This window comes from Gordonia metallireducens (assembly GCF_021245825.1).
GTDB classification, from domain to species: Bacteria; Actinomycetota; Actinomycetes; order Mycobacteriales; family Mycobacteriaceae; genus Gordonia; species Gordonia namibiensis.
The window spans coordinates 176,881-197,921 of sequence record NZ_JAJQJP010000002.1 but is presented as its reverse complement, the minus strand read 5'-3'; the positions used below and the strand labels follow the sequence as shown (position 1 = coordinate 197,921).

General features: G+C 61.8%; 13 protein-coding genes, 1 pseudogene and 1 other annotated feature. Of the genes and pseudogenes, 10 read left to right on the top strand and 4 right to left on the bottom strand.

Annotated features, from left to right (window positions below):
* The first annotated feature begins 38 nt into the window (after positions 1–38).
* The 5 genes from LQD00_RS00890 (at position 39) to LQD00_RS00870 (ending at position 3,613) form a co-directional block, all read left to right on the top strand.
* Entirely contained in the window at positions 39–644 is a 606-nt protein-coding gene (locus LQD00_RS00890; protein WP_232715229.1) for a class I SAM-dependent methyltransferase, read from the top strand.
* 152 nt (positions 645–796) lie between these two features.
* Complete coding sequence (locus tag LQD00_RS00885) at positions 797–1,117, top strand: WXG100 family type VII secretion target (RefSeq protein WP_232715228.1); 321 nt, start codon at positions 797–799, stop codon at positions 1,115–1,117.
* Entirely contained in the window at positions 1,114–1,410 is a 297-nt protein-coding gene (locus tag LQD00_RS00880) for a WXG100 family type VII secretion target (RefSeq protein WP_006359071.1), read from the top strand. Before LQD00_RS00885 ends, LQD00_RS00880 begins: the two co-directional genes overlap by 4 nt.
* Entirely contained in the window at positions 1,401–2,972 is a 1,572-nt protein-coding gene (locus LQD00_RS00875; RefSeq protein WP_232715227.1) for a TNT domain-containing protein, read from the top strand. The genes LQD00_RS00880 and LQD00_RS00875 overlap by 10 nt, the downstream gene beginning before the upstream one ends.
* A 176-nt stretch (positions 2,973–3,148) precedes the next feature.
* Positions 3,149–3,613: a hypothetical protein gene (locus LQD00_RS00870; RefSeq protein ID WP_232715226.1), complete on the top strand. Its 465-nt coding sequence runs from the start codon at positions 3,149–3,151 to the stop codon at positions 3,611–3,613.
* Between the two features lie 363 nt (positions 3,614–3,976).
* On the opposite strand, the gene LQD00_RS00865 is transcribed toward LQD00_RS00870, so the two are convergent.
* Together LQD00_RS00865 and LQD00_RS00860 are read right to left on the bottom strand one after the other, a co-directional pair.
* Positions 3,977–5,011, bottom strand: a complete 1,035-nt coding sequence (locus LQD00_RS00865) for a TerD family protein (protein WP_232715225.1) — start codon at positions 5,009–5,011, stop codon at positions 3,977–3,979.
* Positions 5,012–5,076: 65 nt separating this feature from the next.
* A pseudogene (locus LQD00_RS00860) lies at positions 5,077–6,359 on the bottom strand (IS3 family transposase).
* Positions 5,953–6,081 (bottom strand) — a sequence feature (AL1L pseudoknot). (Overlaps the previous pseudogene by 129 nt.)
* A 78-nt stretch (positions 6,360–6,437) precedes the next feature.
* On the opposite strand from LQD00_RS00860, the gene LQD00_RS00855 reads away from it, so the two are divergent.
* From LQD00_RS00855 to LQD00_RS22810, 4 genes are all read left to right on the top strand, one after another.
* Positions 6,438–6,965, top strand: coding sequence for a hypothetical protein (locus LQD00_RS00855; RefSeq protein ID WP_232715224.1), 528 nt, complete (start codon positions 6,438–6,440; stop codon positions 6,963–6,965).
* Positions 6,962–7,465: a phosphatase domain-containing protein gene (locus LQD00_RS00850; protein ID WP_232715223.1), complete on the top strand. Its 504-nt coding sequence runs from the start codon at positions 6,962–6,964 to the stop codon at positions 7,463–7,465. The genes LQD00_RS00855 and LQD00_RS00850 overlap by 4 nt, the downstream gene beginning before the upstream one ends.
* 150 nt (positions 7,466–7,615) lie before the next feature.
* On the top strand, positions 7,616–8,908 hold the full coding sequence (locus LQD00_RS00845) for a DNA cytosine methyltransferase (protein ID WP_232715222.1): 1,293 nt from the start codon (positions 7,616–7,618) through the stop codon (positions 8,906–8,908).
* 238 nt (positions 8,909–9,146) lie between these two features.
* Positions 9,147–13,964, top strand: coding sequence for a DEAD/DEAH box helicase (locus LQD00_RS22810; RefSeq protein ID WP_232715221.1), 4,818 nt, complete (start codon positions 9,147–9,149; stop codon positions 13,962–13,964).
* A gap of 21 nt (positions 13,965–13,985) precedes the next feature.
* Here the strand turns inward: LQD00_RS22810 and LQD00_RS00835 are convergent, their stop codons facing one another.
* A complete protein-coding gene (locus LQD00_RS00835; RefSeq protein WP_232715420.1) occupies positions 13,986–16,832 on the bottom strand; it encodes a DEAD/DEAH box helicase in 2,847 nt (948 codons plus the stop codon).
* Between the two features lie 81 nt (positions 16,833–16,913).
* Between LQD00_RS00835 and LQD00_RS00830 the strand changes: the two genes are divergently transcribed.
* Positions 16,914–19,256 (top strand): GmrSD restriction endonuclease domain-containing protein, encoded by a 2,343-nt coding sequence (locus tag LQD00_RS00830; RefSeq protein WP_232715220.1) that lies wholly within the window; start codon positions 16,914–16,916, stop codon positions 19,254–19,256.
* Between the two features lie 3 nt (positions 19,257–19,259).
* On the opposite strand, the gene LQD00_RS22805 is transcribed toward LQD00_RS00830, so the two are convergent.
* Entirely contained in the window at positions 19,260–21,041 is a 1,782-nt protein-coding gene (locus tag LQD00_RS22805; RefSeq protein ID WP_232715219.1) for an ATP-dependent helicase, read from the bottom strand.

Below are 21,041 nucleotides of genomic sequence, written 5' to 3'. Positions count from 1 at the left end.
TCGCCTCAGGATCTGAAGTCTTTGCGACAATGCGTCGCATGGTCGAACAGAGCATCTGGATGCAGAAGGTCGCCGCCGATCCCGGACACTCCCAGTGGTACGTCGAGCGATTCCGCACCATGGAGCGTGAGGGAAAGGACGTCGTCGGTGAGGCCCGCTTCATCGACGCGATGGCTGCCCGCGGTTCCCGCATCCTCGACGCCGGATGCGGCGCCGGCCGCATCGCCGGATACCTCGCGTCGGTGGGTCATGACGTTGTCGGAGTAGACGTCGATCCGGTCCTCGTCGCCGCGGCTAAGAAGGATCACCCGGGACCGCGCTGGCTGGTCAACGACCTCGCAGAACTCGACCTACCTGCCCGCGGCATCGACGAACCGTTCGACATCATCGTGTCCGCAGGCAACGTCATGACCTTCCTGGCGCCGAGTACCCGCGTCACCGTGCTAAGTCGGTTGCGTGCGCATCTGCGCGACAACGGGCGCGCGGTGATCGGTTTCGGTGCGGGCCGTGATTATCCGTTCGACGAGTTCCTCGGCGACGCGTCGACGGCCGGCTTCTCGGCTGACGTGCTGCTGTCGGCCTGGGATGTCCGCCGGTTCACTGTGGATTCGGAGTTCTTAGTGGCTGTGCTGCAAGCGGCGTAGTAATTAACGCCCTCGGTCCGCCTTTACAAACGTTGCGCCGAGCGCAACTACGCAGCATTGAGCACCATCAGTCCACCCGAGACTCCCCTGTGGACTATATCCTCGATATCCTCACAAGCCCGGTAACATGCCGGGCGGTCGAAGGGGGAACCGTGGAACTGGCAGCCAATCTCGCGACGCTGCGCGCCGTGTCGCAGGACGTAGCCGCTATGCATGGCGACATCAGCGAGGAGTGGTCGACGATCACCAAGCGCGCCGAGGATCTGTTCGGCGTCAGCTGGTCTGGGGCGGCCGCAAACTCGTACGAAGAGCCCTGGGCGCACTGTTGCGAAGGCGTCGACCATGTCTTGAACGGCCTCGCGACCATGGGACAACTACTTCTCTCGGCTGCTCAGACGTATGCGGAAAGCGACACCTCGGGTGCGAAAGTTATTGAGAGCTCGTCTACTTACATGCCGTTAAGGTTGCCGTGACTTCTGACGACGCCTACCGCATCGAGTTGGCAGCTGTGGAGAGGTTCGTCGAAGACCTCGCGCGGTTCGCGACGGCGGTCGACGAGCGAATTCACACCCTGGACAAGCGAGTTGACGACCTTCACCTCGTGTGGACTGGCGAAGGCGCAGTGGCCCACCGTGATGCGCACACCCAGTGGCGCGAGGGCGTGAAGGATATTCGCGAGGCGATCGTCGAGATTAAGAAGGCGGCAAATCGCTCACACTCGGCGTTCAGTGGCTTACAGGAGCATCAGCGAAAGATGTGGCCTTGACGCCACCGATAGCGGTGCGCCCAGCATCGTTCTCGACAGCAGCAAATGCGTTCTTAGAAGTCCATGCCGAGATCGGCCGAACCGTCAACGACCTTTACTTCTCACTACAGTCGTGCGGCCAGATGGCCGGTCAAGATGGGGCCGGCCGAAGCTTCGCCGCCTACTATGACAAGACGGTCAACGGCGAGCAGAGTCTCTTGGCAGGTATTGCGCTCATGGGGAACGCGTGCGCCAAGATGGCCGAACTGCTAGACGCCTCCGCGCTCAACCATGCAAACGTGAACAGCGCGATCGGGCTGTGCACGCCGGCTTCTCCCACCGGAAGCCTCAAGAAGCTCGACAAGATTCCGACGCTGTCGGTGGGTTCGTCCTTCGGCGGACCAGGAGAACCGAGCAACTGGGAGAAGCTGAAGGAGTTCATCGAAGGGGAAATCTTCCCCGATGGAGATCCCGCCAAGCTCGAGAAGGCGGGAGAGGCGTGGACACGTGCGGCGACTTCACTACGCAAGCAGCAGAACGCCGTTCAATCTGCGATAAAGCCGATCGCCGGCGAACGGTCGGCCGAGGTTGTCCCAGCGCAAGATCAAGCATCCCTGATCGACCAGCACCTCGGCGGGATTGCGGAGTCGTGCGATGCCACCGCCAAACTATGCAACCAGTTCGCGCAAGAAGTGCGTGAGACCCGAGACAAGATCGCCGACCTCGTCCGGGAATTGACGTGTGAGCTACTGGTGGCGGCTGCGGTCGGCGTCGCATTGATGCTGGTGACTTCAGGGCTCAGTAGCCTTTTGGCAACCGCGGCAGGAGTGGCTAAGGCAACGCAAACGGGGGCACGTATTGCTGGCGTGATCCGCGCACTGATGACCGCAGTCGGTCCCGTCTTACGACCGGTTGCGTACGTGCTGGATCCGGTCGGCGCTGCCGCTGGTGATCTGGGCGCACTGATGGGATCGCGTGCCGCGATGTTCGGCATGAACATGTCGAAAGGGTCCGTGCGGGCGGCCGAGCTCGCGGCGGCTTTGGAGAGGATCCCCGACTGGGCTCACGACGAACTCAAACGCGCCGTCGATCCGGACTTCCTCCGCAAGTCGCTGGAAGCAGGAGGCGTACCGAAGAACGTCATCGACGACGCGATAGCTAACAACCCTTACCGCAACCTCACTCCGGAGCAGATACTGGACCGATACTGGGTTGACGGCAAGGGTTGGGCGTACCCGCCCAACAACGGGTTCAAGGGCGATTTCCACGTGTCCGACAACATCCCCGAAGGCACTCGTCTGGACAGGATAGGTTCGAGCGATGGCGGTTTCATGGGACGTGACGGGGACTCGTATGGAGCACGTGCGCTTTCTCCCGGCAAGACGGGCGCCTACCACGAGTGGGTTGGTACTGGAAAACCGTTGCCAGACGCGTGGGAGGTGCGACATGGCGAAGTTGGGCAAGCGTTTGGGCATCCTGGCGGCGGCGAACAGTGGGTGGTCATAGACAAGCGAACCAATATGGAAGTATCGATAACCGACCTCGAGGAGGCTGGTGTGATCAGGGACCCGAAGAAGAAGTGATACGAGGGCTCAAGATGGATAAGTGGAGTGGTCTGCCGGACCTGTTGTCGTCGTTTGAGTATTGGTCCGCGGTACAGACAGCGCTCGCGGACGAAGGGCACTTAGAAAGTGCCGCACCACTGTACGGACATCCCTATCTGGATAACGGACGGCTGATCATCCCCCGAGGTCCCGGCATGGCGGAGGACTCAGACGGCTACACCGACTATTCGATCGTTGAAGAGCCCACACTCTTCTCGGTACGCCTCTCGGGCCGAAGCCGTGGCACGCAGATTCCTGAAACGGCGAACGCGTGGTTCGGGACGTTCGACGACGTAGCGAAGTACTTCACCGCCCGACGAGTCGCTGCGCCTACCCGAAGCCGGGTCCAGCCGGACCGAGTGGAGTCGATCAATACCCGCTGGCTGGATCGAGGCCTCGCTCCTGGATGGGACCAGGTCGACGAACCTGACCCCGGCGGCTTCTCGCCGGCAACAAGGTACTTCCGAAGCGACCAGCCGGAGAGGTTCTACTTCACCGTCAACACAGACTCTGCCACATCGTTCGTACTGAACCTCAGCTGGCGCGAACTCAATTCGACGTTCAGCGAAGGACTTTCAGGGATCGAGAGGATACCGATGCCGAAGTTCTCGGATGACTAACTTCGAGGGTACGCCCAGGTCGTCCCAAACGCCTCGTTTGGCGAATGCTCGGACATCGCGAATCACTTCGTCGGCGGGATACCAGCTTTAGTACGCGAAGTCGTCACTGCCCCTTCGAGGTTCGCGAGAGCATCAACCACCCGTGGCTGAACCGCGGGCGGCGTCAGTATCGAACCAGGTCAGGCAACTCCCCCGAGAGGGTTCTCGCCACGACCAAACGGCCGCCACCCTGCACTCTCGACGGTCATCGCAGCGCTAGGTCGTCACGCAGTGTGCCGCTCGCAAACCGAGATGTGACGCAAGCTCAAGGTGCCGCCTACGACGAGCTGCAGGTGCGGGCGTGCACGCACGAAGCGCCGAAGGTCAGTTGTCAACCTCCACGCCATGTCGCACCGCAAACTCGGCTAAGCCGTCGTCGTATCCCTGTCCGACCGCACGGAGTCGCCAGATGCCGTTACGCCGGTAGATCTCGGCAACGATCATCGATCGCTCGGTCGTCGCTGCATCGAGTACCGCTGTGGCGAAGCTGAATTCGGGAGCGTCGATGGTTACCGATAGTGCTCCGACGTCACCAAAAGTGGCCGTCTCAATCGATGCGCCGACCATGATGCGGTCGACGTCTTCACCTACCGCCGAGAGGTTGACCGCTATCCCCTGCTCCCGATCTCCGTCAATACGCAGATGCACTGCGCTGTCCGGGCTGGCGGGCTGGTTGTAGAAGACGAATTCGTCGTCGGACAGCACTTTGTGGTCTCGGTCCAATTCGAAGGCGACGACATCCACTTCGAACGGCGCAGATCGATCCGCCGCCCAGGCGACGTTGACGGTGAATTCGGTGATGTCGAAGGGGACGTCCACCACCGCGCCAGGCGCCAGGTTCCTCGGTACTGGTGCTTGAGTTTCAACGCCGGTCGCAACAATGGATTCTGCTGCATCCGTGAGCGTTTCGCCCGTCATTGTGTCGAGGTGATGCGATTCAAGGATTGGAAGTTGCCTGTCATGTGCTTTTCGTACACGAGGATCCGAATACCCACCATCCAGCACCAGGAGGTGTGTGACGCCGGCGGTGAAGTTGATGGCCGGAGTCGCGCCCAAGCTCGTCAGACGAGATCGGATCGCAGCCGCTTCACCGTGATCGCCACCGAGCACGAGGACTCGACGCCCGCTCCACGGTAGAGCCGCCGGCTGTTGGGATGAACGCATGGACGGGGGCTTCGGCAGTACCTCGATGACGGGGACGGACTTCGGGGTTCCCGGCACGACTCGTTCGACGAGCCGCAGGGCGGTGACCTCGTCGACGAGAGGGATGCCCTTGTCCCGCGCGAACCTCAGCTTGACGCTGTCCGGGGCTCCTCTATTCGCGATCACCAAGCCCGTTTTCCCGCTCACGCTGTTCATCACGTCGAGGCCTGCATCGGTGAGCCGACGACCAGTGAATCGCCCCGGGTTTGCTGGGGGCTCGGTTACTTGGTTCCAGCGACTGCCGAGACCGGGTTCTCACGGTAGCTGGTGACTGTGTGGGCCGACCAGTAGGTGGTCTCGTACTCGACGGGCGGAACGTGCCCGATCTCGCCGTGCAGGCGGCGGTGATTGAACCAGTCGATGTACTCGGCGACGGCGATCTCGACCTCGCCGACACCGCCCCAGCCACCGCGAGGGCGCATGACTGGGTTACGGATACACTCGGCCTTGAACAACGAGTTGAACGCCTCGGCCATCGCATTGTCGTACGAATCACCCTTGGAGCCAACAGAAGTCACTGCGTCTGCTTCGGCGAGACGTTCGGTGTAGCGGATGGCTCGATACTGCACTCCGCGGTCGGAGTGGTGAATCAGCCCGGCCACGCCCTGGCCGGCACGCGACCGCGCCCACAACCCCATATCCAAGGCGTCGAGCGCGAGGTCGGTGTGCATGGTGGTCGAGACCTGCCAGCCCACGACCATCCTTGAGAAGACGTCGAGGATGAACGCGGCATACACCCACCCCGAGTGTGTGCGGATGTAGGTCAGGTCCGCCACCCACAGCGCGTTGGGCGCCGCCGCGGTGAACTGCCGTTCGACACGATCGGCCGGCTGCGGAGTTTCGGCCCCCTCGCTGTGCGTGGTCTTCCGCGTCTTGGATCTCGTTATCCCCTGCAGCCCATCAGCTTTCATCAACCGCTCGACGGTGCACCGGGCCACGCCGATACCCTTTCTGCGTAGTTCGGCGTGGACTTTGCGGGCACCGTAGACGCCGAGATTGTCGGCATGCACGGTGCGGATTTCACCGAGGATCTCGCGGTCACGGACCACCCGTGGCGCCTCGACTCGTCGAGAGCTCAGATGGGCTCGGACTGTGGACGGAGCGATCTGGGCGGCCGTGTCGCGCAGGGCCGCGCAGATCGGATCGACTCCGTGTTCGTCGCGGAAAGCGGCGACGAACTCCACGATCAACGCTGTGGGCGGTCGATCTCCGCCGCAAAGAAAGCCGAAGCCTGCTTCAAGATGGTGTTCGCCCGCCGCAGTTCACGGTTCTCCCGTTCCAGCTGCGCGATCCGCTCAGCCTCGCTGGTCGTGGTCCCCGGGCGGTCCCCGCCATCGATCTCGGCCTGCTTGACCCAGGTGCGAAGCGCCTCCGGGTGCACACCGAGTTGATCGCCGATCCGTTTGAGCGCCCCTGGTCGCGTGGCTGGGTCCTTGCGGGCCTCCACCGCCATCCGCGTCGCCCGCTCCTTCAGCTCAACGCTGTACTTCCGTGGTGCTGCCATGCTCTCCATCCTTCACAGATTCGAGAGCCTCCGACAAACCCGGGGCGTTTCAGGCACGCGCAGGCCATTCCTAACTTCGTGACGGCCATTCGACCTTCGAAGAAGATGCGCGGCGTCGATGAGCTCCTTCAGGAGATCGTCACAGAACGCAACCGATGGGCACACGGCGCGAAGCCCTCCACGGGCGGAGAAGCGCTGGCTCGTGCGGCCCAATTGGCACCCACGGTCGAGCAGCTACTTAGAAAAATCAGCTTCCTCGGCTCGTATCGCTGGCTACTCGTCCGGGATTCGCGATACGAGCGATTGAAGTCCAGTTTTGCGGTCGACGCCGGAGTGGCGATGAATGACCACCCCGTGTTCGAATCGGCCCGAGTCGAGTCACGAATCCCGATGGCCGACAGTACGTTCTACGTTGAGCTTGGCGACCAATACCTGACACTTGCCCCATTCATCGTCTATCGATACTGCAGCCATTGTCACAATTCCGAGATGTTCTACGTTGATCGACTTCGAGACGCGGACGCGGTTCTGAAGAGTTTCGCGCGTGGTCACGAGCGGTTCGATGACGAGATTTTCCTCGAGCTAAATGAACTCCGTAGCGCATGACATCACTCGACGACACCTCCGAGACGTTGCCTGCCGAAGTACCCGCCGACACGCATTCGTCAGAGGCGTGCAGCTCGGTCGTTGGACCAACCGCGTGGTTGATCGATATAGACGGCACGCTCGCGCTGCGTGCCGACCGGAGCCCGTTCGACTGGGACCGCGTTGGCGAAGATCTGCCGAATCAACCCGCCATAATCGCTGCACAGGCGATAGCCGCACACCCGGCAGTCACAGCAATCGTCGCTGTTTCCGGTCGCGAGGAGATATGTAGACGTCAAACCGAGATGTGGTTAGACGCTCAGTGCATTCCGTACGACGAGTTACTCATGCGACGAATTGGCGACAACCGGCCTGATGACGTCGTCAAGCGGGAGATCTACCAAACCGAGATCGCGCCTCGACTTCGGGTAATTGGTGTACTCGACGACCGCGACAGGGTTGTCCGGATGTGGCGGAGTCTCGGGCTTACGTGTTTCCAAGTCGCTCCTGGTGACTTCTGACGTAATAGATGCCGCGGTTCGATCGACTTCGGGAAGCGGGAACGATCGGTCCGATAGCGTCTGTACGCCGGTCGGTGGTCAGAGAGCCCTTACACACCCGCTGTACTACGACTCTGTAGCGGGCGCCCTAGGGGCCACGGCATCGACGCGGTGGTCGCCCCAGGGCATTTCTTACCGGGGCGCAGTTTGCTGTTCGGCTGGGACAAGCCGCTGCTGCACCAGGCCGCAGCGGAGATTGCTTTATGCACCGCGGAAGAGACGCTCGGCAATGTCGACACACTCGGTGGTCGGTCGGCACACCTGTGGGTGCAGCCGGCTACGATCACCACCATGACATTGGGCCCCGATTCGAGCGACTCTCAGCCCTTTATCGTCGATCTGTTCGCTGGGCCCGGCGGTCTGGACGTCGGCGCTGCGTGGCTCGGAATCCCGAGCGTGGGGATCGAGTTCGACGACCACGCGTGCGCGACGAGGCACGCAGCTCGTTTGCGGACGGAGCCCGGAGATGTCCGGGCGTACGACCCGTCGATGTTCCCGCAAGCAAACGTCCTGACCGGCGGGCCTCCCTGCCAGACCTTCACGGTCGCAGGTTCCGGTACAGGACGGCGGGCCTTGAATGAGGTGGTCGCATCCGTCGACAAGATGGCCGCCGGTCGCGACATCAAGGAGAGCCTTGCAGTCTTCGACGACGAACGCACGGGTCTGGTGCTCGAGCCCCTGAAGTGGGCATTGCAGGCAATTCGCGCAGACGCTCCGTTCGATGCCATCGTCCTCGAGCAGGTACCGCAGGCTCTACCGGTTTGGGCTGCGTACCGCGAGGTTCTGGAGCGTTACGGCTATGGCGTCGACCATGGGATTCTCCGCACCGAGGAGTATGGAGTCCCTCAGACCCGCCGCCGCGCAGTCTTGATCGCACGCTTGCACGACGAGGACGTCTCGCTGCCCCGCCCCACTCACCAGACTTATCGAAAGGGTGCACAGCGTCAGGCATCCATGGATCGACGACCGTGGGTCACGATGTCGGACGCTCTCGACCGGGATTCCGACTTCGTTGTGGTCTCGAACTACGGCAGTGGCGGCGACCCCCGAAAACGAGGTGAACGCCGATCAAATGAGCCCTCCGCGACCGTCACCGGCAAGGTAATGCGAAACCGTCTGAAGAGGGGCGGCAAAGACATCGGCCGATTCACCCACCACGAGGCCGGCCGTCTCCAGACCTTTCCACCCGACTATCCCTGGTCTGGCAACGACGTCGGCCAGCAGATCGGCAATGCCATTCCGCCCAGACTCGCGGTCCACATCCTCGCGGCCGCCCTCAACTGGTCCTTCGACGAGGCGGAGCTGGATGCTGCCGTTCGGATGTCCTGGCGTGCAGCTCAGGACGGCGTCATCTCCACAAAGCAGCGCGAAGAAGTGCGCGAGCTCGTTAGTCTGTTCGATTGAATGCAAGGCCCCGAATAGCCTCGCCGTAAGACCCTTCTGGCACGATTCGAAGGCACGACTCATTCGCTAGCCGACGAATCTCTTCGGACCGTGTCGTCTGCGCGCGTGTACGCCCGGAAACTCACCTCTTCTCCCCGACAGATCTGCACGGTTTGTCGGTGGGTTCGGGTAATGGTTTAGGGCTCACCGGAATTGGCCAGGGCCCACATCACGCATGTGGAACAACGATTGAAAAGCGGTGGTGACGGTGGTCGTCAACGGTAACGACGCGGTGCTTGAGGCCGTGCAAAAGCTCTCGGAGCTTGCACTGCGGACCTACGAGGTCAACCCAGGGTTGGTCGAGGAGCATGCAAACGGTGAGCGACGTATTCACCAGGGCGGCTACGGAGATCGTCAGTTATTCGAGCTGGTACAGAACGCGGCCGATGAGCTTCGCGACTTCGAGTTCCGCGGTGGCACCATCGAAGCAGTTCTCACGAAGACGCATCTGTATTGCGCCAACGAGGGCTCCGCCATAACGCCGGCAGGCGCCGAGACCATTCTGCGCATGGGTGTCTCCAGGAAGCGCGGCGGCCAGATCGGGCGATTCGGTGTCGGCGTGAAATCCGTCCTGAGTGTGACCAAGACACCTCAGTTCTTCAGCTCCACGGGCGCGTTCGGGTTTGATGCAGACTGGTCGGCAAACGAGATCCGTACCGCTGTCAACAAGTCATTGGTCGAACAGGGACGACCCGAGATGGAACTGCCGGACACACCGGTGCTGCGTCTCGCCCGTTCTCTGGATGTCAAGGCGGAGCGGGAAGCCGACCCGATCCTCAACTCGTTGCTCGAGTGGGCCACCACCGTGGTCAGGCTTCCTCTCCTACCCGGCGCGGCAGACGAGCTCGCGGCGAGTATGCACAAGACCAAGAGCAACGCGCTGAGTTCCGTCGAGGAATTCCCGGCACTGTTCCAGCTGTTCTCGCCTCACGCCGGGAAGGTCGTGCTGGACGACCGGCACGTCAAACCTGCAGTCCGCAGGGAGCTCACCGTCGGTCACAGTGGACCGGTGACCATAATCCACCAGACCAGGAGCGGGTCGAAGCCGAGTGACGAGCGCTATCGCGTCTTCACCATGCAGCATAGCGTGACCGAAGAGGTCCGATCTACATCTGGAGAACTTCACGATCGAGCCTTGCTCGACGTCTCGTGGGCTGTCCCGGACTACCGCGTCGAGAAGTCAACCGAGGCTCCGCTGTGGACGGTTCCGTCGGAACGTGGAGTGTTCTGGTCTTACTTCCCCACGAAATACCCGACGACACTAAGCGGCGCACTGAATGCCGCCTGGAAGACGAACGAGGATCGACAAAACCTCCTCGACAGTGCGGATTTGAACCGAGAATTGCTGGACGTCGCAGCTCAGTTGGTCATCGATTCATTGCCCGATCTCGTGGTGGACGACGACCCGGCTGCCTACCTCGCGTTGCTCCCGGGCCGCACGAGAGAATCGCCGAATTGGGCATGTAAGTACTTGACCGGCAAGGTCTGGGAACTGGCCGCCACGAGTCCCTCGCTGCCGGATCAGGACGGCACTCTCCAAGAACCCAAGGCGATTCGCATACGACCAGAAAAGGTCTCGTACGGAACCCTGAGTCTCTGGTCGGAATACACCGGAAGGCCATCGAACTGGGTGCACCCGTCGGTCGACGCAGCGGTACTCCGGCGAGGCAAGATGGCTCACATCCTCGAGGCGGCACCGTCGTGCCGACCAGAATCAGTGGTCGCGTGGCTCGAGGCCTTGGTCCAGGACGGGTCCGCGGAGGCGTCGAAAGCAGCGCTCCGCGTGCTCAGCCGACTGCTCACCCACGACCTCGCGGGCGACCCGAGGCTCATTGCGGACGCCAAGTCGGCACGGATCGTCCTGACCTCAAGAGGCAAGTTCGTCGCGCCGATATCTGGGCAGATCTACCGGCGGACGTCAGACGACGTACTCCAGGACGATCTCGTATACATCGCGGACACCATTTCCGACGATCCTTCGATGGGATCGGTTCTCGACCAGCTCGGCATCCGAGAAGCCGACTCCGACGGACGATTTCGCAGCGTCCTCGACCAGGGCTTCGCCGGCTACACCGACACGCACTGGGCTCGATTCTGGGAATTGGCGCGGGTTGCCGGCGGCGCGAGCCAAAGCAGCACGATCCTTGCCAAGTACCCGGCGGCGGCCGAGGTTCTTGAGGTCAGGAATGTTGAAGGTGACTTCGTGGTCATGTCCTCCTGCCTGCTTCCCGGACCGGTTGTGCCGATTGATGGCTCCCGAGACGCCGAGGTCACGGTCGATCTGACATTCCATACCGATGATGTTTCGCTACTGCGTGCGTTGGGTGCGAAAGATCGGCCGGAAGTCGGTTACCAACCCAGTGACGAGCCGTGGTTCATCGAGTACCGCGCCGCTCAGTACGAGAGGTACTGCGAGAGCCTTCCGGGGACCAGCCACCGAGTACAGCCCCATACCCTGCGTACCGAGGGCGGTGCGATGGCGGGGCCACTGCAGATCTTCACCAGCCTGTCCGACGAGGGCAGGGCGAAGTTCATCGCCGCGACGCCGCCCGACGGCCTAGTTAAAAACTGGACCCGTCAGGTGGGCAAGAACTCGAACGCACGGGTTCAAATCCCCTCGCCAATTCGCTGGCTCTTCACGCGTCACGGATTCGTCGAGACCAGCCTCGGACTGCGAAAGACCTCCCAGGCCGTGGGCCCCGAGCTCAAAGAGTACGAAGAGTTTCTACCCGTCGCGCGATTGAACCCGGCACTTGCCGATCGACTCAATCTGAAGTCGAAGCCCGAGGACGTGCCATCACAACGTTGGGCAGCCCTCCTGAACACAGTCAAAGAAAGTACGGACGACGCTTTCATCGGACGCTCTTACGCACTGTTGATTCGAGTAGCGGTTGACCTCCTCAACGAGGAGCCCGGTGTCCGGTGCCGCGTCGGGTCCCAGTGGGACTTCCGCCCCGACGATGAGGTTGCGGTTGCTTTGAACCGCACCGAGTTCGACGAGCTCATCCGGCAGCAGCAGCCGGCGATTCTGGTCGATCGCCCGCAGGATCGTGTCGAGGCAGAGTTCATGCTCGCCGAGTGGGAGATGCGCCGATTCGGCGACGTCATCGAGAAGGAGGTCAACCGAGTCCCGTCGGGCTCCGCGACAGCTCTCGCTGATGCGCTGCCAGCGTTCAAGACCAATCCTGGTGAGCGTGCGATCCGATCGATCGCGTTCCAGGAATGTGACGAGCTAGAGGAGATCACCCGAACACCCTCGGGTACGACGCGCGAGCCCCTTCGGTCTGCACGCGATGGCGACACGGTGCTGATCCCCGCGGGGCTGTCGACGCTCGACCAAATGGTTGCGGTCGACGCCGAGCTCGGCTTTGGCCTCGGGCGACAAAGGTGCGAGAAGTTACTCGCCCACTATGCGGACCTGTTGAAATCCGAGGACTTTCGCAACCGACTTACGGCCATCCGCATCGAAAAGTCGATCCCAGGGAAACTTGCCCTTCTGCTGACGGCCAAGCAGCTCCAGGCGGGACTCCCGGGCGGCCTGATTGCCCGCGAGATGACCCACTCGGGTAAGAAGATCACGCACACACGCATCGCAGAGTTGGCGTTCAACGCCTTCGATGATGGCGTACTGCGCCAGTACGCAACCGACATATGCTCCGACTACCAGAATGCGCCGGCCAGATTCGACGGCGGAGCGAAGGCACTGAAGTTTGTCACAGACCTCGGTTTCCCTGATTCTTTTGCAGGGGCCCGCATCCCGGCGCCGCCCCAGCGGGAGGAAGCGCGTGGACCCGTGGACTTCCCCGCGCTGCATGTTTACCAGGACGTGATCGCGCGCAAGTTCGTCGAGTTCCTTTCGACGAAGAAACCCTCCCGTGCAATGCTCAGCCTGCCAACGGGCGCCGGCAAGACACGGGTGGCGGCAGAGGCCGTCATTCGCTGGATTCGACAGTTCGGAGTCCCGACCGGGCCCGTCCTATGGATCGCTCAGACGGGTGAGCTCTGCGAGCAAGCGGTTCAATCGTGGCGATTCGTGTGGGAACACGTGGGCCCGGAGCAGAACCTCGTGATCGATCGTCTGTGGAACACCAACTCGGCAACACCCGTGACAGGGCGGCCTCACCTGGTGGTCGCCACGGACGCGAAGCTCGCGTCATGCCTGGGAAGCGACGAATACGAGTGGCTGCGTCAGGCATCTCTCGTCATCGTTGACGAAGCGCACGTGGCCACGTCCAAGGAGTACACGGGAATCCTTGAACAGCTGGGACTCACGAGAAGCAAGACCGCACGTCACCTCGTCGGATTGACGGCCACACCGTTCCGCAACGACGAGAACCTGACCCAACGTCTGGCCGGCAGGTTCGGGAAGAAGCGTCTGGACGACGGGATCCTCGGAGACAACCCCGTTGGAAGGTTGCAGGACCTCGGGATCTTGTCGCGTGTCGAGCACCGGAAATTACCCGGCGCGAAACTGACCCTCAACAAATCGGAGCTGGATGAGATTGCACGGCTGAAGATCGACGGCGTTCTCCCGCGAAGTGCCGAGCGTCGCCTGGCCGAGGACGAGAACCGAAATTCCAAGCTGCTCGACGAGATCACCAAGATGCCTGGCGATTGGCCGGTGCTGGTTTTCGCCACGTCCGTCGATCACGCAAAGGTGCTCGCCGCGGGCCTCAACGACAGGGGAATCCGCTCTGTGGCCATCGACGGGACCACACCGCTGGCCGATCGGCGTAGAAGCATCGACGAGTTCCGGAACGGAAAGGTCAGAGTCATCACCAACTTTGGCGTGCTCTCTCAGGGCTTCGATGCACCTGCAACCCGAGCGGTCGTGATCGCTCGACCCGTGTACAGCCGCAACATCTACCAGCAGATGGTGGGTCGCGGACTCCGCGGTGTGAAGAACGGCGGCAAGGACGAGGTCTTGATTCTCGATGTCGCGGACAACATCACCAACTTCGACCGCAAGCTCATCTTCAACGACTTCGAGCATCTGTGGTCGGGTAACGAGTCATGACCGGAGTGTGTCCGCCGGTGGTCACGCACCGGCGGACACACTCGAACGATCGTCATCGAGGTACCCCGCCAACGTTTCTCGTGTGTTCTCGTCGACGATCCAGTTGTCGAACCCCACGCCGAATGTGGTTCGCCCGGACAGTACTGACATCACGGTTCCGGCAGCGATCGCGGGATTTCGGAAGTCTCGGCCGGCCAGCTTCGCTGCTCCGGGAGCCGAGGCGATCCGGAGACGCGACGTTCGTGGATCAAAGAATCCGACGACCTTTGCGTCCTCGTGAACCAGGACAACTCGCACATCGCCCTCCGGCGAGTACTGGATTTCGGACGATTGCGATACCGGTTCGGGCTCCGCGTGCCGGAACTCGATGTCCGGTCGCTCCTCGATCAGCGGCTCTGACACCGTCTCGAGTGCAGGCTTTTCCTTCGGCCACAGGAGATCCCATCGATTCAGCCCGTCTTGAACAACCCACTTCTCGATGTTCACGTGGCCGGATCGACTGTCTCGCGGATGGGACTTCACCCACGCGTCGATCACTGCTCGTACGCGCTTGACGTAGGGCGTCACGGGAGCAACGTAGAACGCAGGAGGTGTAGATCCCCGATCGGTGAACACAACTGCATCGAGATCGTCGCCGGCCGTGAGCTCTGCGTCCGTCTGGCTAACTCGCCAGCTGCCGCCGATACCACTGTGGACGCGGACCGTTCGTCGTATGCCGCTGGGGCTGAGGACATTCAGGACACCAGTTGGGTGGGCAGAAGGTATATCCACGGAGGCCCCTTGGGCCTCAAGCTCATCGATTACGGTTTGAACGGCCGGGCTGACCGGCCTTCTTGAGGGCTCTTGGGTTACTTCGGCTGACGCTAAATCCGCGGTGACTGCAGCAGATTCGTCGGCGGACCCGTGTGCTGCATCCAATGAGGCCGAATACTGGTCCGCAGCCGTCACCGATTCAGCGACAAAGCCACCCAGTGCTGTCCAGATCTGTTCGAGGCGCTCTATCGAAACCGATTGAAATTCGGTTCCAACAGATCTCATCCTGTCCGCGATTTCTCTGACATCGACGGGTTGCCCACCAGACGAGCTCTTAAGCGTCGCCACGATATCCAGCGCCGATATTCGGCTTTCCGTTTGAGTTGATTGACGTCCACCGAGGCCGACGACGTTGTCACCGATCTTCATCCAGGTGATGCCATCGATGCCTCGCATGATCGCCTGCTCGACCTCGAGATCCGGGAGCACCTCCTTGAGCTCGGTCCACGTCAGGAGACCGTCGTACTCCTCGAATATGTCGAGAATCGCGTCCTCGGGATCCCACTCATCGGACACGACCACTTCCGCATCGACCGTGTCCGACGCGTCGTGGGGTTCTCGCGAATCGCCACCCAGCCATGAAGCCAGGTGCCGAACAGCATCTTCTGCGGTGACGTCGAAGTGCTCGGCGGCGATGGCCATCAGGTCCTCGGCATGACCTTCCGAGCCCCCGACATCGGGATCCTCGACAGTGGCGTTGACGTAGACAAGAACGAAGGCTGTGCGACCGACCCAATCCGTCGGGTGAACGACACGTCCCATCCGTTGCAGCATCTGGGCTCGGGTACGCGCGGTAGCCAAGACAATGCCTACCTGCGACGTCGGCACCGCTATGCCGTCGTCCATCAACCTACTCGTCGCCAACAAGGAAATCGTCCCGGTGGTGAACCTGCCCAAGACCCACGACGGATCCTGATTCGAGACGATCGGTGATGCGGTGACAGCCGCAGGCAGAACGGCGTCGACGACTCCGGCGGAGACATGATCCGCCGGAGTAAAGACGATTGTTCGCCGTGCGTCGCCGAGCCCACGTGCCATGCTCCCGACAGCGCTCACCTTCGCGGCGCATTCGTCGAGAACACGGCGACGCGCGGCGAGTGCGTCGAGGTACTCCTTCGCGAGGAAGCTGATCTCTCCGACCAGCGCCCCGGAGTCGATCTGACGTGCGGTCTCATACAGGCCGGCGCTCAGGTCGACCCCGGTGTCGCGGAGCTTTCGCTCGGCGTCGGAAAGGCGTTGGGAGCAAGCGTCGTAGTCATCGCGTTCGTCGCGCGAGAAACTGACTCCGACGGTGAGTACCAGCGGACGCCCGAGGATGCCCTCAGCGACAGCACGCTGATAGTCGCAACCCTCGATCAGGTCGCCGAGATACGGACGAACAATCCGCTCGGTCTGGGAACTGGACCATTCGTACGCCGCGGTGAGTCCGAGTCGCTCGGTGATCTCTGCTCGCGGGAACACCACGTCGGTGTAGTCCGCCACAGGTATTCGCTGCAGTTCGTCAACGATCAACAGTCCGGCACCACGGAATGCCGTCAACCGGCGCTTACCGAGTCCAGCCGGGGTGCAAACGATGAGCTGTTCCGGCACGGCCAGCGCCTTGGAGTCGTCGGGCGTACCGACCTTCACCCCTGGCAATGACGTCTCAAGGATGCGGCGCCAATGATCAACGAGTTCGCGATCCGGGACGAGGATCAGCGTCGGGACACCGCGTCGACGGGCATCAGCGATCGCTGCGATGCCCACATCCGTCTTGCCCGCGCCGGTGACCGCCTCGACTACGCCGACACGACCCGAACTCATCCACTTTTGGAGAGCCTCTGTCTGCCAGGGACGCAGCGGTCGACTCATCCCCAGTCGTTCTGACAATTCATCGGCCGACACAAGGTCCCAGGCCTCGGCACCACGGGGCGGCGGCGCGAATACAGCGTCGTGGTCCAGCAGTGCTTGCTGTATCTCGGTAACCGTCGCTGACAGGCGATCGGCGAGCTCGACCGATGTCAGCGGTCCGACGCGGACGATCTCGCCACGAATCGAATCGCAGAGTGTCTGCATGGTCACATGCCCCCTTGCCGCTGTCGTCCGCTAGTTTGACTCTCAACCATTAGATCTACCAACACCGACGGAGTTATCGACATGAAGGCCGAGGCAAAGCTGGTCCGCGAACTCTTCGAGGGCGAGCAATGCTTGGTTGTCCCTGTCTTCCAGCGTCCGTACGTCTGGACGAGGACCAAGAACTGGGAACCCCTGTGGGCCGATATCGTCGCGATGGCTGACACGCTATCTCGGAATTCAGCAGCCGAACCCCACTTCCTCGGCGCGGTGGTTCTTGATTGCACCGAGAAGGACTCGGCTGACATCAGCGTGTTGCAGGTGATCGATGGTCAGCAGCGGATCACCACCCTCCAGATCGCCCTGTGTGCAGTGCGCGACGCTTTCGAGACCGCGGGTATCGACCGCAAGTTCGTCAGTGCGATCAACAAGCTCACAGTCAACGAAGACCAGCTGTCGACGGAGAAATTCGCGCCCTACAAGGTGTGGCCGACCCTGCGTGACCGTGACGCGTTCACCGCGATTGTGGACCACAGAAACACGGTCGACGGCGATGACTCTCGACTCCAGGACGCCTACGAGTTCTTCTTCGATGAGACGCTCGCGTGGCTGGGTGAGGCCGACCCGGATCATGCAAGGGTTAAATCGCTGGTCGATGCCCTCCGAATCGGACTCCAACTCGTTTCCATCGAGCTGACCGGCAACGACAACGCACAGGTTATTTTCGAGAGTCTCAATGACCGTGGAACGCCACTCCTGCCCAGTGATCTGGTCAAGAACTCCCTCTTTCAGCTACTAGAGCGCGCGGGCGTCGATGTCGAGCAGGCCTTCGATGACCACTGGCGCCGCCTCGAAACCCCATTCTGGCAGGAGGACGTACGTCAAGGCCGCATCATCCGGTCGCGCTTGGACGCCTTCTTCGGCCACTACCTGACCATGAGGACTGGAGAAGAGGTCACAACGTCCGGTCTCTTCAATCGGTTCAAACGACTGACGTCGACGATGGATCGCGACGAATTGCTCGAGCTGCTCGCGGATATCGCCGAGTGCAGCGAGACGTACAGGACGATCATCGATCGGTCGGGCACCGACGTGCACGACCGTCTTCTCGAGACCGCCGACGCTCTGGATACGACAGTTCTTGCTCCTGTCGTGCTCTACCTCGACCGCAACGCAGACATCGACGACCGGATCGAGGCATTCGGCTACCTCGAGTCCTGGTTGGTCCGTCGTGCAGTACTTCGATCGACGAGCAAGAACTACAACCGGATGCTCCTTGACCTCCTTCGAGTGCTCCAGCACTCCGACGGCCCGTATGGCGAACGGATTCGGACGGTCTTCCAGTCCAACACTTCGGAGTCAGGTCGTTGGCCGACCGACGCCGAGATTCGCGAGGCGCTCGTTTCCTCGCCGATTTTCAAGAATCTGACCCGCACCCGAGTCCAACTTGTACTCCGCGGATGTGAGCGAGGGTTGGCCCCCGCTCACGAAGGCAACCCCGTGTCGGACTCGGTGTACGCCCTGCTGGCCACGGCAGACGACGACGTGGATGATGTTCACCGAGCGTCTCTCGGTAATCTGACACTTGTCCCCACGACGGTGTCGCGCGCTCTGGGCAAAGCCCACGACTGGGCATCACGTCGTCGCATCCTCGAGTCGACCGACTTTTGTCTGAATCGATCACTCCCTGAAGCCCTCTCTGACGTACCCATCAGCGTGCGGGGGGCCGAGTTGGCCACTGGCTTTATCCGCACATGGCCCCACCCCGATTCGGTCGCCCCTGCCGATGATGTGCCTGAGACCGGTCCGCAGGACTCCGCTCACGACGAGTCCGACTGGCTGCGCGACATCTGGTCTGAGATCGAAGGCTTCTTTGCCGACCTCCCCGTGGGCTCTGTCTCGCGCCTACAGGATCGAATCGAGGTTGTCGATGCAGTTGGCGGGTCACCGCACGAGGCACTGACACAGTCGGTTGCCGATGGGTTCGCATTTCGAGAGATCGCAGGCACCCTCTATATCGAGAAGATCCGCTCCGCGACTGCGACCGCCACGGAGGAGTCGGCCGACCAGCCGATCGAGGAGACCTCGGTGTCTACTCGCCCCAGGGGATTCGATCGTCAGCAGACAGCGCGGACCCGCACGGTCCACAGCGAGTCCATCAGCGAACTGATGCGTGCGGGCCTCATCACTGAAGGTGACCGCGTCTATCACGAGCAACCGCGCAAGGGAACGTCTTTCACCGCGAAGATCACGAGAGCAGGGCAGTTCCTCACCGGCGGAAGACATTACGCCAGTCCCTCTTCCGCCTTGTCCGACCTGACAGGTTCAAGCAGAAACGGCTGGCGAGACTGGCGGCTGGAACGTACCGGGGAGACGCTGGAACAGATTCGTGAGCGGTTCCGTCAGGAGCGTGAATCCGCGGAGTAGCGGTCAGCGCTCGGGAGTCACGAGTCCGAGCACTCTCGGAACCAACCAGAAGCCCGACGGACCGAGGCCTGCCGCCTCCGTCAAGTGAGGATCGCAGGCGGCAGTCTCTACCGACACCAACCGAAGTCCGTCAATCGCGACCCCGTCCCAGCCATCCCGGAAGCGGTAACCGAACTCGTAATCAAGGGCATTCCCGAATCTGTCGCTGGTCACCCCCAACTCAGCGCCGCTTGCAGTGCGCAACACGAAAATGGGCACACCATCTGGTGACATGGAATCAAAGACCCCGGTGACAAGTGCGCCGGAGCGAACCTTGGTCAGCTCGACTTGCATCGCTCGCTGCCGTTCGGCGTCGTTGGGTACCGGCGAGGTGTCGCGAACATCGCGAGGTCCGAATTCGATTGCGAACGTGTACTTTTTGCCTTGCTTGCTCTTCTTGCGTTCGCGCTGACGGTTGTCCCTCGACTCGAACCACGACCACTGCCCGGGGACGTCGATCACCGCAACTTCATCCCGTGCGCGACTCAAAGCGACATATCGCTGCCGGATCACCGGCCACTCACTCATGTCTGCGGCGGCGCCATTGGGGTGAACGAAAAACACCCGGTCGAACTCCAAACCCTTGGCGCGGTGCACAGTCGATACGATGACCTGTGCGTTGTCGGGCTCTGTCAGTGTCAGCGGAAGCGACCCGGAGGAGACGAGTGACCGGAGCCGCGGGAGATTGAGCTGTTGCATGGTCCGAGTCCGGCCTTCTGCGCCCTTGAGCAAGTACCACGCTTCGTCCTGCAGACTCGAATCGAGCTTTGCCTCAATTGCTGCCTCGACATCGGACCGTGCAACTTCGGGCCCTGCCATTCCTTCGAAGATCCTGGCTATCCAAGGAGCAGCGCCGAAGTCCTGCGCAGGTCTGCGCACCACGTGGCTTATCCCCTGTTTCGTCAGGAAGCGCGATACCCGGAGAACCTCACCGTTGGTGGCGCACAAGACTGCCGTGCGCCCGGCACCTGGGTCGTCGAGAAACCCCCAGTCCATCACCTCGCCCGAATGCGGAAGAGTGTATTCGAATCTTGTCACCGATTGGGCCGCGTCGTCGCGGCTCTTGTCTCGAACCACATGACCGAGGTCAACCACCGCACGTGGAAAGTCCCCTCGTGCACGGTAGTTTTTCTCCAACGCGACAACGCTCGCCCCGAACTCCCCCGTGAGCTCGGCCATGAACTCCGACGACGTCCGTTTGCTATGAGAATCCTCCAGCGTGAAGTCGTAGATTCCCTGCAACGGGTCACCCAGGCAGGTAAAGCCGACCGACTCGTCGAGACGAGCGAGCAGTGCGAGGACCATCTCGGCTCGGTCCCCTACGAGGTCCTGGACCTCATCGAGAATGACGTGTTCGAGGTCGTCCAATTCGTCGAGAGCGTCGGTGTCGGACTCCAGGAGTTTCGTAGCCTGTCGGACGCGATGATCGAAGGAGCCGACAGGTTCGACGCCACTCTGTGAAATGAGGTACGCCGCAAGCGAATCGAAAGTCCGGACATCGGTGGTGGCAATGTCGCGGCCCGCGAGTCGCGTCCGAACGGCCTGCACAGCCGCCCGCGAGAAGCTGAGCACCATGATGCCCGTGGAAGCCGATAGAGCCTCTTCGTCGACGAGATAGGCAATGCGGGAGGCCACGACCTCGGTTTTGCCCTGACCCGCACCTGCAACCACCAGCAGACGTGCGTCGGCCGGCGCCTCGGCGACCGCTCGTTGAGACTCATCGAGTTCGAAATCGACCGTGGTCAC

Coding starts and splice junctions, on each gene's coding strand:
- LQD00_RS00890 (WP_232715229.1), top strand. CDS start 39: ATGGTCGAACAGAGCATCTGGATGCAGAAGGTCGCCGCCGATCCCGGA.
- LQD00_RS00870 (WP_232715226.1), top strand. CDS start 3,149: ATGGCGGAGGACTCAGACGGCTACACCGACTATTCGATCGTTGAAGAG.
- LQD00_RS00865 (WP_232715225.1), bottom strand. CDS start 5,011: ATGAACAGCGTGAGCGGGAAAACGGGCTTGGTGATCGCGAATAGAGGA.
- LQD00_RS00850 (WP_232715223.1), top strand. CDS start 6,962: ATGACATCACTCGACGACACCTCCGAGACGTTGCCTGCCGAAGTACCC.
- LQD00_RS00835 (WP_232715420.1), bottom strand. CDS start 16,832: ATGCAGACACTCTGCGATTCGATTCGTGGCGAGATCGTCCGCGTCGGA.
- LQD00_RS00830 (WP_232715220.1), top strand. CDS start 16,914: ATGAAGGCCGAGGCAAAGCTGGTCCGCGAACTCTTCGAGGGCGAGCAA.